Origin of the sequence: Mucilaginibacter paludis DSM 18603, from assembly GCF_000166195.2 — a bacterium.
GTDB lineage: Bacteria > Bacteroidota > Bacteroidia > Sphingobacteriales > Sphingobacteriaceae > Mucilaginibacter > Mucilaginibacter paludis.
This window is the reverse complement of the sequence record NZ_CM001403.1, coordinates 451858-463386: the sequence shown is the minus strand read 5'-3', so window position 1 is coordinate 463386 and position 11529 is coordinate 451858. Positions and strand designations below refer to the sequence as shown.

General features: G+C 44.1%; 14 protein-coding genes. 1 reads left to right on the top strand and 13 read right to left on the bottom strand.

Annotated features, from left to right (window positions below):
- Positions 1-131: 131 nt before the first annotated feature.
- From MUCPA_RS01760 to MUCPA_RS01750, 3 genes are all read right to left on the bottom strand, one after another.
- Positions 132-818 carry a hypothetical protein gene (locus MUCPA_RS01760; protein WP_008504099.1) on the bottom strand — a complete coding sequence of 229 codons (687 nt, stop codon included), beginning with the start codon at positions 816-818 and terminating at the stop codon, positions 132-134.
- Positions 815-1327: a hypothetical protein gene (locus MUCPA_RS01755; RefSeq protein WP_008504098.1), complete on the bottom strand. Its 513-nt coding sequence runs from the start codon at positions 1325-1327 to the stop codon at positions 815-817. The genes MUCPA_RS01760 and MUCPA_RS01755 overlap by 4 nt, the downstream gene beginning before the upstream one ends.
- 256 nt (positions 1328-1583) lie before the next feature.
- Positions 1584-1787 (bottom strand): hypothetical protein, encoded by a 204-nt coding sequence (locus MUCPA_RS01750; protein WP_008504097.1) that lies wholly within the window; start codon positions 1785-1787, stop codon positions 1584-1586.
- 74 nt (positions 1788-1861) lie between these two features.
- Between MUCPA_RS01750 and MUCPA_RS01745 the strand changes: the two genes are divergently transcribed.
- Positions 1862-3181 (top strand): IS4 family transposase, encoded by a 1320-nt coding sequence (locus MUCPA_RS01745; RefSeq protein WP_008504096.1) that lies wholly within the window; start codon positions 1862-1864, stop codon positions 3179-3181.
- A gap of 16 nt (positions 3182-3197) precedes the next feature.
- On the opposite strand, the gene MUCPA_RS01740 is transcribed toward MUCPA_RS01745, so the two are convergent.
- The 10 genes from MUCPA_RS01740 to MUCPA_RS01695 form a co-directional block, all read right to left on the bottom strand.
- Positions 3198-3893: a class I SAM-dependent methyltransferase gene (locus MUCPA_RS01740; protein WP_008504095.1), complete on the bottom strand. Its 696-nt coding sequence runs from the start codon at positions 3891-3893 to the stop codon at positions 3198-3200.
- Positions 3894-3963: 70 nt separating this feature from the next.
- Positions 3964-4182: a CDGSH iron-sulfur domain-containing protein gene (locus MUCPA_RS01735; RefSeq protein ID WP_008504094.1), complete on the bottom strand. Its 219-nt coding sequence runs from the start codon at positions 4180-4182 to the stop codon at positions 3964-3966.
- An 87-nt stretch (positions 4183-4269) separates the two neighbouring features.
- Positions 4270-5217 carry a hypothetical protein gene (locus tag MUCPA_RS36785; RefSeq protein WP_083839298.1) on the bottom strand — a complete coding sequence of 316 codons (948 nt, stop codon included), beginning with the start codon at positions 5215-5217 and terminating at the stop codon, positions 4270-4272.
- A 62-nt stretch (positions 5218-5279) separates the two neighbouring features.
- On the bottom strand, positions 5280-5480 hold the full coding sequence (locus tag MUCPA_RS01725) for a hypothetical protein (RefSeq protein WP_040625613.1): 201 nt from the start codon (positions 5478-5480) through the stop codon (positions 5280-5282).
- Positions 5481-5573: 93 nt separating this feature from the next.
- A complete protein-coding gene (locus MUCPA_RS01720) occupies positions 5574-6014 on the bottom strand; it encodes a DUF983 domain-containing protein (RefSeq protein WP_008504092.1) in 441 nt (146 codons plus the stop codon).
- A complete protein-coding gene (locus MUCPA_RS01715) occupies positions 5992-6894 on the bottom strand; it encodes an AraC family transcriptional regulator (RefSeq protein WP_008504091.1) in 903 nt (300 codons plus the stop codon). The genes MUCPA_RS01720 and MUCPA_RS01715 overlap by 23 nt, the downstream gene beginning before the upstream one ends.
- 188 nt (positions 6895-7082) lie before the next feature.
- Positions 7083-9395 (bottom strand): FdhF/YdeP family oxidoreductase, encoded by a 2313-nt coding sequence (locus tag MUCPA_RS01710; protein ID WP_008504090.1) that lies wholly within the window; start codon positions 9393-9395, stop codon positions 7083-7085.
- The gene (gene fdhD / locus MUCPA_RS01705; protein ID WP_008504089.1) at positions 9379-10263 is read right to left on the bottom strand and encodes a formate dehydrogenase accessory sulfurtransferase FdhD; all 885 of its coding nucleotides are present in this window, start codon (positions 10261-10263) and stop codon (positions 9379-9381) included. The genes MUCPA_RS01710 and fdhD overlap by 17 nt, the downstream gene beginning before the upstream one ends.
- 15 nt (positions 10264-10278) lie before the next feature.
- Positions 10279-10668 carry a cupin domain-containing protein gene (locus tag MUCPA_RS01700; RefSeq protein WP_008504088.1) on the bottom strand — a complete coding sequence of 130 codons (390 nt, stop codon included), beginning with the start codon at positions 10666-10668 and terminating at the stop codon, positions 10279-10281.
- A 10-nt stretch (positions 10669-10678) separates the two neighbouring features.
- On the bottom strand, positions 10679-11026 hold the full coding sequence (locus MUCPA_RS01695) for an MmcQ/YjbR family DNA-binding protein (protein WP_040626963.1): 348 nt from the start codon (positions 11024-11026) through the stop codon (positions 10679-10681).
- Positions 11027-11529 lie beyond the last annotated feature (503 nt).

The following is an 11529-nucleotide window of genomic DNA, read 5'->3' as shown; positions in this document are numbered from 1 at the left end:
ATTAATTTCCTATGCTAAACATCAAATAATTATTGAAGCTATCTCAAATTGTTATGCTGTGGAGGATGTTCTGCTAACAGGTAAAAAACTCCATACACAACATGTGGCCTCGTCATTATTTTTAATATCAATTATTTCCCCTCCACAAATTCACGCATGCAGCCCACTATAAAATATTGCCGCTCCTGGTCGGCATATTCCAGGTGAACGCTGATCCATTCATCGATATATTTATTGTTCAATAAGTTAGTGAACGAGCCCACTAAAAAATCTTTCAGAGGCCCCCGCGTTGCTTTTAGCTCATCCCATATTGCCGACCGGTTATTTAAAACATAAACGATATCCTCAAAATCGGTACTGGTGCGCCCATCACGCTTTCCCCTGTTGTTAAAAGCTTCCAGCTTGGTTGCCAAAAAATATTCAGGGGAAAATATCTTAACGATATAATCTTCTTCTATCACATAATCTATAGCCGACGCAAATCCCGGTGTATACCACCGGTTGGCAAAACCCAGAATTTGATCCGAAGTTGGCATTACATCAACCACAACACCGTGTATCTTATAGCGGCAGATCACGCCCGACTCCCAATCGTTTACGAAGCCTTTACTTCGTAATTTTTCTTCGATTGCAGCATAGCCTTTATAGCTGAGCAACTCGATCAGGATGTCTACATCATCAGTCGGGCGAACTTCTCCGGAGAGCCTGTCCGTGTAAAGTGAAACCGTTGCCCCTCCAACATATACCACCTGACCGGCCATCTCCTCCAATGCCCGATGGACTGCCTGAATACGAACCAGGTTCTCTCTGTGACTCATAATATATATCTTTTAAGTTCGTTAAGCGCCAGGTTGATCTCACGAACCTTGCCAACCCTCAATATATCGATACTTGCCAGTAGCAGGTAAAGTTGATCATCATTTTCAACCGCCTTGATTACGCCCTTATGCAGGGGCTCAATTGCTTGCCCACGGGCCTTGCCATTAACCGATGGCCACACCAACGGAACATCACTTGTAAAATGATTTTTATAAAACGGATGCGAATGCGCGGTTTCTACCCCGTTTACGATAGGCCCGGGTATTTGAGGAAAAACATAACGCATACCATATTGCAGAAACTCCATTAACGCGTTCCTCATCACTTTTTTGCGTGCGCCATCCACCAATCCGGCAATCATGCTCCTGTGTAGCGAAGCCGATATTTCCGAAATACTGATTAATAAAGATGCGGATAAGTCTCGGTACTGCCAGGGTTTATCTGCCAGCGAAACCAATTTCATCAGGACAACGATATCCAGGGGCCGCATTCCAACATGATCTCTCATAACACAAACATAACCATATTGTTCGTTGTTTGCAAATTGCGAACAACGAACTGTTGGCGGTGCGGGGAGGTAAGTTTGCAGATAATCAGTATTCTTAATTTAGAACACCGGCACGCTCAGTCGCCGTGGAAGAGAAGCCCCACCCAAACCCTCCCCGGTAGGGAGGGCTTAAAAAAAGAAAGAAAGTCTCCCCTACCGGGCATATGCGTCAACCTAACACCTTACATTATTGGAGAAGATGTTTGCGCGATTAATTTCACTTGTCTTTTTCTTGTTTGGGAAGATTAGTTTTGGCTTTCTTTACACGTTTTAGTACGAAGCTATTTCTATCTTCTATCAACCATTCCATTTCTTCGCCTTTTTCTAACAGGCAAGCATCGGCAACTGCTGCCGGGAAGTTTACATAAAACGATTTGGTGCCTCCTCGCTCAACTTTTTGAACTTTTACTTTATATCCCATTTTTTTTGATTAATTTACATAGTATATATACTATGTAAATATAAATTATTTTACCCATTAATCAAAAAGACATAATGAAAAAGGTCGATTTTTTAGCGTTGCTAAATGCCATGAACATTGGTGCTGATCAAATAAAGAAAATAGCAATTGATACCGGATTTCTGATACGGAAAGGTCTTATAGAGCCTGCCGATATTTTATATGCCATTTGCTGCGCGGCCACGCATGGAACGGTTAGCTTTAATGATCTGGCGGCAAAAATAGATGCGGAAACTACTGTTTCTGTAAGTAGGCAGGCAATTGCAAAAAAGACAAGCAAAGAATCATGTGTGCTTTTTTTAAAAAAGATACTGGCCCTTGTTATTATCAGTAGAATCGGAAAGGAAGAAATCGATTCATTGCGCAGGGCAGGTAAATTTAAGCGTGTTTTAGTGCAGGACAGCACAATCATTAAGTTGCCCCTTAGGTTGTTTGGCTTTTTTTCGGGCGTCTCCAACGCCCAGTCCAGTGTTTGTAATGCCCGGATTCAGTGTGTTTACGATTTGATAACTGAAAGCTTTATTTATTTTACCATCGATTCTTATACTAAGAACGATCAGAAAGCCGCCCCCGAATTAACGATAGAAAAGGGCGACCTTGTTATTCGGGACAGGGGGTATCTAACCCTTAAAGAAATCGAGAGGCATTGGACAGCAGAAGCGGACTGCATATACAGGCATCAGAGTAATATAGTACTTTTAGACAGCCAAACAAAAGAAAGAATTAACCTGCTCACCGAATTACAATCAAAAAAACAGCTTGATTTTGAGGTTACTTTAAATAATGAAAAAGGTACAAAAATCAGGATAGTCGCCTTGCCTGTAAGTGACGAAATTGCAAACAGGCGCAGGATGAAGGCTAAGAAAGAGGCCAAAAAGGAACCGGGTAAAGAGTGCCTGGCCCTGATGTCATGGTCCATTTTTATGACTACCATTTCCAGACAGGACGCAGATTATAACTTTCTTTTCAAAGTATATAGCCTGAGGTGGCGGATTGAAATCATATTCAAATCCTGGAAAAGTAACATGGAGTTTTCTAAGATCCATAATGTTTCGAAAAAACAACTGTCACTTATCCTTTATGCGAGATTTATCATGATCATCATTTACATCCAGTATATCTTTTCGCCTGCCAGAATGATCATCAAAAAACATCAGAAAAGGGGCTTGAGTATGATAAAAGTAGTCCGGTATCTCATAAAAAATGCCTCTAAAATAATACAGGTCGTTAAAGCCATAGAAAGTTATAAGGGCAAGATAGGATATCATCTAATTACTTTAGCCAGGTACTGCTCCTACGATAAAAGAGTCAGACCCAATTTTGAACAGGATTTCGATATTGCCTTTTTACCTTAGGTTGACGCATATGCCTTCAGGGGGCTGGGGGGCTCAGTTTGGCCAGGTACTGGTCATATTCATCCTGGTATAAAATATCCGCTGTCCATCCCTCTTTAGAGGCTGCATCTTTTAGTGTTTGCTGGTCGATATAAAGCCAGTTGAACCATTCTGTTTTCTGCTTTTTATATTCGTACTGGTAGTAAAGCTCACCGTAGTATTTGTCCGAGTTGGGTAATTTCCCTTCGTACAGGTAAGCGATGTCCGATGAGTCGAACAGTAGTTGTCCACCTGGTTTCAACAATGTTTGGGCATGGCGTAAAAACACATCGAGATTTGGTAGGGTGCCGCTCAGCCCAATGCCATTCATGAGCAACAAAAGCGTATCGTATTTCCCCTGGTTATAAACAAAAACGTCCGCTTCCTGTGTTTTTGCAACACCGCGTGCCTGCATTACGGCTACGGCCATGCCCGAAATATCAATAGCGGTAACATCAAATCCTTTTTGTTGCAAAACAAGGGCATGGCTACCTGCGCCGGCGCCAATATCAAGTACCTTGCCGCGGCAAAGTTGCAGGGCCATAAGCTCGGCTTCGGGCATCTCATCTGGCTCTCTGAAATATATTTCTACGGGCATATCCTCCTTGGGGCCATATTGGTTATGGATCCAAAGCGTATCAGGTTTGTTTTGATAATAAAAATCGTGCAGGGCTTGCCCCAGTATATCCTTCATCTAAATTTAATTAAATAAAAAAGCCCTGGTTAAAGGGCTTTAAGTATGCTTTATTTAAGTATGGTTATATTTATACTTTACGTGGTGGCAGGTCAAATGCCTTGGCATCATGCTCAAAATGCCCCTTGTGCGATCCATCGCAAAAAGGTTTGTTGGCAGATAAGCCACAGCGGCAAATAGAAACAACGGTACGCCCCTGCAAGCCGTAGTTATTGCCCTGCATATCTACAATTTCAAAGTCGCCCTCAATTTTTACCGATCCGTTGTTGTTGATTGTAAGTTTCGTCATAAAATTTTTAATCGTTTCCGGCAAAGATAATAATCGCTTGTTAAAATAAGCAGATCACGGTTTTTAAGGGTGCAAATCAAATTGTCGTTAGGCAGCGATATTATTAAAAGCAGCTTTAGCTTGTTCTGTTTTTATGAGATCAATCACTTTATTCCATTGATTGCTCATATATACTACCCTTAAATTGAGTACGTTCTGAGCACCTTTAATTCCCCATCTTTGCCCAGATTGTTTAAGCCTCTTTTGAATTACTGTTCTATGGGCGGATTCAATGGCCCCAGAACCGATAATACCGGAACCGATTTTTGCATACCGTGCATAATCCATTCTCTCCTTATTTTGTTCATAATAGTTGATCAAGCCTTCCTTAGCCTCCTGCGCCTTTTTGTTTTCTGTACCGTGATTTTGTATCTCTTGAATGACTTGTTCAACTTTACTCTCCATTAATAGCTTTTCTATGCTTTTGCCCCATGTTCTGCCCGTTTCTATATCTTTAAAGGCCAATGTGATAAATCCATACAAGTGTTCAACAGCATGGTAATAATCTAATACATGAACCGCCTTAGGATAAATATCCTTACACCATTGGTGTATCCAGGTTGCTCCGTCATTGATCAGAACCAAGTGTTCACCCAAGGAATTGCCACCGTATGCATCCAGCAGTTCACTCATGGCACGGCAAAACGGCTTATTCCCTCCTAAATGAGCTATGTATTGAGATTGCAAGATACTGCCTTTGTCTGATCCATCCTTTATACAGTCACCTGACTTAAAGACCCGTCCTAATTTGGTTTCCTTCCATCCACCACGGGTCAGGATCATGCTGCCATCTACCATCGCATATACCCCTTCCTGCTTCACAGGTGGCCCTAAAGTACGCTTTGATTGGTCTTCCAATCCGAATTCTGCTCCATAAGCATTGGTTACCCGTAACACCTGTGAAGTAGAAACCTGCCTGTTAAGAAAAACCTCTATCAATTTATTGCAACTCCCATAGTTATCGTATTGACCTGCAAAGACCATCTTTTCCTGCATCAGGGGACTGATCTGAAAACCTTTTGCGCCCTGACTGTAAGGGTGGCTTTTGGCTATCTCTATTACTCCAGATTTGCAGAGAGTTTTTTTTTACGCCTGTCGGCGGGAACTTTTCCTATTTTAGTCTCAAGCAGGTCCCTGGTCATGGCATCCATAATCTCCGAAAGCCGTTTCTCGAAATCATAAAAACTCATCCCATCATTCAGGGCATTCACTTCTTCATAGCGCTTACGTGCTATCGCTAAAAACTCTTCTTCGCTCATAACTGATTGTTTTATAGATATTAAACATGTTTTTTCTAATACCTAAATTTAATCATTCTTTTTTATTCGCGACAATTTGATTTGCACCCGTTTTTAAATATCGGTATGCTCTTTAGCCTTGTCGGGGTTAAAATGCAGACCTGGCGTTAACCAATATAACAAGATCACCCTGGAATACCTGAAATTAAACGGCGAAAGCGCAAATGCCACACCTAACAGTATAGTAATATATAGCCAAGGGCTACTGCTGCCCGTTAAAATGTAAGTACCCACGGCCAGCGTTACCATTTGCGCCACATTCATGGCATAGCTTACAAACATAGCTACATAAAAGTAACCAGGTTCACGCTCAAACTTTAAGTGGCAGTGTGGGCAAAACTCATTCATTTTTTGGCCTTTAAAGCCGTACATGCTGTTGGCGAACATATTGCCGGTTCGGCAGCGCGGGCATTTGGCGTGTAATGCTGCCTGAAATTGCGATGGTACGTGGTACGCTGTAGCCGACTGCGGCTTATCTATAGGTAGTGCTGTCATGATGGGTATGTGTTAGTGTTTGTTTTCTGAAGTCTTCTGGTGTAAGGCCGGTATGTTTTTTAAAAAACTTGGTAAAGTACGAGTTATCAGCAAAGTTAAGGCCGTAGGCTATTGATGTAACCGATTGGTCGCGGTTAATCAGCAGGCGCTTGGCTTCCAATATCACCCGGTTACGAATCACTTCGCCCGCCGGTACGCCAAGCATATCCTTACAAATAGCATTTAAATGGTTGGGCGTAATATATAATATCTCGGCGTAATCTTTAGGCAGCTTAAGCTCTGAAAAGCTTTTTTCAACCAGTTTTTGGAAACTTTTAAGCAAGGTATAGTTATAGCTTGTTGCGTTTTGAGATTTACTGCCTGTACTTAAGCGGGATACCAGGATAAATATTTGCAGCATCAGCGCTTTAACCATATCCAGGCCTGCTTTTTCGTTGATTTCACTTTCGTGGATGATAGCTTCAAACAATTGGGTGATTTGGGATTGCAGCGGATGGGGGATATCAATCACCGAATGATCTGTTGTACCGTTAAAAAATGGAAACTCTTCCAGGTAATCTGGGCGCAGTAAAAACGATTGAAAAAAAGGAACTGAAAAATTAATAATATATCCGTCTACCTCGCCCTCAAAACTCCAGCTATGAACCTGCCCCGGTACCATAAAGTAAATTTGAAAAGGTTTTACGGCAAAAGTGGTAAAGTCGACCTCGTGGGTGCCGCCCCCTTCTGTAAATAATACCACATGATAAAAAGTGTGCTTATGTGGCAAAGCCAGATTTTTATGCGATTTAAGATAAGGCGCAAACCGGCTTATTAGGATATCATCCCGCTTAAACTCCGAAATAGCGCATATATCGTATATTGGAAATGTGTCTTTCATCACATCTCAAAGGTAAGCCAGATTAAATTGCCGCAGTGGTATTATTGATGGATATAATGGTATTTTTTATGGAATCGGTAAAAAGTACCATTTTAGTCTCGAGTCCGGAGCTGCCCGCACGCTTACGCAGAAGGGATTTCTTGAGTACTTGCTATGGTAAAATTATTAAGCGTAGTTAACACCGATTCTTATCCAGCAACCTTGCTGATCTTGATGATTACCATTTTTGAGGTAGGTGTGTTACTCTTCTCTGCTACACTGCTGATGGGGACCAGTACATTGGTTTCCGGGTAATAGGTGGCGGTGCAGCGCTCCGGTATGTTGTAGGGCACTACTACAAAAAGTCGCGCAACACGTTCTATGCCATCGGTATGGTTAAATAAGTCAACCTTGTCGCCGCTTTTCAGGCCTGCTTTCTGGATGTCCTTTTCGTTCATGAAAATCACACGGCGCTCGTTATCAACACCGCGGTAGCGGTCGTGCAGGCCATAAATGGTGGTGTTAAACTGGTCGTGACTGCGGATGCTGGTCATCATGTATTCATCATTCGCCAGGGTATGTACAGGCAATTCGGCTACGTTAAATTTAGCGAGTGTCGATCCGTCCTGCAATTCAAACTTACCTTCGCGCGGCGCGTTGGGGATATAGAAACCGCCGGGTAAACGTACGCGCTCGTTATAGCTGTTGAAGCCGGGTATCACCTTTTCAATATCGGCACGGATATTATCATAATCAGCTGCAAATTTGTCCCAGCCGATTACCGACCGGCTACCCAATGTAGCTTTCGCCATGCGGCAAACTATGGCTACTTCGCTCAGTAAATCAGGCGATATAGGTTCTAATACGCCCTTGGATTGCTGTATAACACCCATGGAATTCTCGCAGCTTACAAACTGCTCTTTGCCGTTCAATATATCCTTATCGCTACGCGCCAGGCAGGGCAGGATGATGCTCTCTTCGCCATGGACCAAATGGCCGCGGTTTAATTTGGTGGAGATATGTACCGATAGCTTCAGTTTACGCATGGCTTCGGCGGTGTAAGTGGTATCCGGCGTAGCCGAAAGAAAATTACCGCCCATGGCTACAAATACTTTCAGTTTGCCCTGGTGCATCGCTTTAATGCTGTCAACCACATCATAGCCATGCTCCCGCGGAGGTTCAAAGCCGTACACTTCCTTTATCTTATTTAATTGTTTTTCGTAAGGCTTATCATAGATCATCATGGTACGGTTACCCTGTACATTGCTGTGTCCGCGTACTGGGCATAGGCCCGCGCCGGCTTTGCCAATGCTACCTTTCATTAAAACTAAATTGCTGATCTCTTTAACCGTGGCAACACCGTTTTGATGCTGGGTAACACCCATAGCCCAGCAGATAATGATCTTACTTTTATGCTTGATCATGTTTGCCGCTTCGCGGATTTGTTCCGCCGGTACACCGGCCGCTACAGCCAGGTCATTCAAACTATACTTCAGCAAATGAGCCCTGAGTGCATCGTAGCCTGTTGTCTTTTCTTTAATAAAGGTGTGGTCAAGCACTGTTCCGGGTGCCTCTTCGTCGGCTTCCAGCAAGAGTAGTTCGAGGGCTTTAATCAGCGCCATATCACCGTTAATCTTTACCTGTAAGTAAAGGTCAGCCACTTGTTGTGTAATACCAATTACGCCTTTTACGGTTTGCGGATCTTTAAAGCCCAGTAACCCGGCTTCAAATAAAGGGTTTATCGCAATGATTTTGCTACCGTTCTCTTTGGCCTTTCGGAGCGCGGTAAGCATTCGCGGATGGTTGGTTCCGGGGTTTTGGCCTATAATGATGATCACGTCGGTATCGTAAAAATCATGCAGCGTAACTGTCCCCTTGCCAATGCCTATGGTTTCAGCCAATGCTACACTGGTTGATTCGTGACACATGTTCGAGCAATCGGGCAGGTTATTGGTGCCGTACTCTTTGGTAAACAGCTGGTAAATAAATGATGCCTCGTTGCCGGTACGCCCAGAGGTATAAAAAGCAGCCTCGTTTGGCGATGCAAGGTTATTTAAGGCTTGCCCAACTTTTTTAAAGGCCTCATCCCAACTGATGGGCTGATAATGGGTGCCGCCTTTGGGCAAATAAACCGGTTGCGCAATGCGGCCTTTTTTGCCTATTTCCATATCCGTGAGTGCGGATAGGCCGGCTACGGAGTTTTGAGCGAAAAATTCTGCGGTCAGCTTTTTAGTAGTGGCTTCTTCGGCCAGGGCCTTGGCGCCGTTCTCGCAATATTCGGCTATCGGCGAGCGGTCGTCATCCGGATCGGGCCAGGCGCAGCTTGAGCAATCAAAGCCACCTTTCTGATTCATCCGCAGCAGCGCATGCATTCCCCGTACGGTCCCGGCTTCCTTAAAAATATGATCCATTGCAGCCACGACAGCGGGTATGCCGGCTGCCCATGTTTTGGGCTTTTCCAGTTTTAAATCGCCTAAATGTTCGGGGTTTTCTGCCGACGGTTGTTTAATTTCTTCGCTCATCAGTTGTCAAAATTATTCGGGTCAATAACACGCGTTGTGGTGCCGTATAAATATTGAAACGCTCATCGCGTAAAAAGCCAATCAATGTAACGTTAAATTCTTCGGCCAGTTGCACGGCCAGGGTTGATGGAGCACCTACCGCCGCTATAATTTTAATACCCGCCATAACAGCCTTTTGCACCAGCTCGAAACTGGCGCGCCCGCTTAGCATCAGCACATGTGCCTTTAAAGGCAGCCAGTTTTGATTGATGGCGGCACCAATCAGTTTATCCAGCGCGTTATGGCGGCCCACATCCTCCCGCACCAGTAACAGTTGGCCCAGGTTGGTAAATAATGCAGCGGCGTGCAGGCCTCCGGTGTCGGCAAAGACGGCCTGGTTTAAGCGCAGGGCATCGGGTAAGCTATAAAGGGTATTCGCATCAATTGAGTTATCATCGTTATTGATATGGTTAAAGGCGCTAACCGTGCGGATGGCATTGATAGATCCCTTGCCGCAAACGCCGCAACTTGAGGTTGTATAAAAATTTCGTTCGGTATTGCGCAGGTTAGGGGTGGAGGATGCAGTTAAACATACCTGAATGATATTCTCCTTGTTCTCGGCACAAGTTATCAGGCAATGGTTGATACTTTCAACCGCTGTTAAGCTGCTAATAATCCCCTCGGTAAATAAAAAGCCGAGGGCCAGTTCGGCATCATTGCCCGGCGTGCGCATGGTAACCGAAATGTTTTGAATTTGCCGTTGATTTGCCGGGCCATGTTCCAGCCTGATCTCTAATGGTTCTTCGATAGCGAGCGCATCTGATGTGCCTACGCTTAAAGCGGCTTTAACTTTAATTATAGGTAGACGTAAGCTTGATTCAACTGTCATTATTGATATACAATGTTATACGCTAATTGTTCGTGGCGAGGGTTTTTGCTCGTCTGCCACAAAATTGAACGCCGAGTTATCCTTTAACACAACATAAGCTCTTCTCCATGGGGCATCATCAATCAGTTTCCATTGGTGGGCAGTTCCGGTGGTATCTAAGGCGATGAGTACTTCGCCTGGTTTCAGGATGAAAGATTCGCCGGTACGGGTTTCAAATTGCAGCGTGCCGGATAAGGTAATAACGTATTGCTCAACAGGGGCGTTATGCCAATCGAAAGAGGAGTGAGGGGGAGATTCTTTGAAGGTGATAGAGACTGCTTCGGTTAAAAAGTGCTCCGTGACGTAACCCTGCTGCACGTGCGAATGCCCGTCGGCACCGGTGTATAGTTGGTATGCTTTAATCATACGCCAAATATTATAAACTTAATTGATTTTTAAGCTTTAAAGGTAATTTTGCTACTACGAGGGTGTATGATTGCCGGGCATCGTGTTCCCATTCACGTTTGTTTAGCCTGCTGATATCTTCTACATGCACCCATTTGTACCTTGCCAGGTGCGGCGCAGGCTTAAAGCCATCGCGAGCGGCAAGTTCCTCGTACTCTTCGGCGGTTACCTTGAAGGAGGCATTTGGCGGAAAGGCGTCTGGCGTGGTAATTAAAAACATTTTGCCTCCCACGTTAAAACATAAATGATCTTCCCACTTGATGTCTTTGGTAACGGCGGTAAATTGGTCGCAAATGGTTTCGATATCTTCAATGGTCATGGCAGCAAATTCAATTGTCCTCCAAATAGTATAACTTGAGCTATTTGGTTGAATGTTTTTAATCAATGAATTTTGGAAAAAAATCATTGATACCTAATTGAAACGGCAAGAAAAAAAATATATTGCTTATAATGGCTTTCGTTTAAGTTACTGATTATCAATGCGGTTTTCTCTTTATTTTGTCATCCCGACGCGAGGAGGGATCTGTTAAAAGCGTTAAGTATGCATCATGTTAGGTGCACTTATTATCAATGTGCTTATTTGCTCCGACGATCAGTATTCTTAAATTATAACATCGGCCCGCTCAAACGCCGCGGGAGGAAGCCCCACCCAACCCTCCCCGGTAGGGAGGGCTTAAAAAGTCTCCCCTACCGGGGGAGATTATGCACCTTGGTTTGTTTTTTGGTGTGCATGAGCGCTACGCGGTTTAGAGGGGGCTTTGGACTGCCCGATCCTTCCGCCCGCAGGCCAAACCCGGCCCGGCGTGCAGTCGGGGCCTTTGC

Coding starts and splice junctions, on each gene's coding strand:
- MUCPA_RS01760 (WP_008504099.1), bottom strand. CDS start 818: ATGAGTCACAGAGAGAACCTGGTTCGTATTCAGGCAGTCCATCGGGCA.
- MUCPA_RS01755 (WP_008504098.1), bottom strand. CDS start 1,327: ATGAGAGATCATGTTGGAATGCGGCCCCTGGATATCGTTGTCCTGATG.
- MUCPA_RS01750 (WP_008504097.1), bottom strand. CDS start 1,787: ATGGGATATAAAGTAAAAGTTCAAAAAGTTGAGCGAGGAGGCACCAAA.
- MUCPA_RS01745 (WP_008504096.1), top strand. CDS start 1,862: ATGAAAAAGGTCGATTTTTTAGCGTTGCTAAATGCCATGAACATTGGT.
- MUCPA_RS01740 (WP_008504095.1), bottom strand. CDS start 3,893: ATGAAGGATATACTGGGGCAAGCCCTGCACGATTTTTATTATCAAAAC.
- MUCPA_RS01735 (WP_008504094.1), bottom strand. CDS start 4,182: ATGACGAAACTTACAATCAACAACAACGGATCGGTAAAAATTGAGGGC.
- MUCPA_RS36785 (WP_083839298.1), bottom strand. CDS start 5,217: ATGCAGGAAAAGATGGTCTTTGCAGGTCAATACGATAACTATGGGAGT.
- MUCPA_RS01725 (WP_040625613.1), bottom strand. CDS start 5,480: ATGAGCGAAGAAGAGTTTTTAGCGATAGCACGTAAGCGCTATGAAGAA.
- MUCPA_RS01720 (WP_008504092.1), bottom strand. CDS start 6,014: ATGACAGCACTACCTATAGATAAGCCGCAGTCGGCTACAGCGTACCAC.
- MUCPA_RS01715 (WP_008504091.1), bottom strand. CDS start 6,894: ATGAAAGACACATTTCCAATATACGATATATGCGCTATTTCGGAGTTT.
- MUCPA_RS01710 (WP_008504090.1), bottom strand. CDS start 9,395: ATGAGCGAAGAAATTAAACAACCGTCGGCAGAAAACCCCGAACATTTA.
- fdhD (WP_008504089.1), bottom strand. CDS start 10,263: ATGACAGTTGAATCAAGCTTACGTCTACCTATAATTAAAGTTAAAGCC.
- MUCPA_RS01700 (WP_008504088.1), bottom strand. CDS start 10,668: ATGATTAAAGCATACCAACTATACACCGGTGCCGACGGGCATTCGCAC.
- MUCPA_RS01695 (WP_040626963.1), bottom strand. CDS start 11,026: ATGACCATTGAAGATATCGAAACCATTTGCGACCAATTTACCGCCGTT.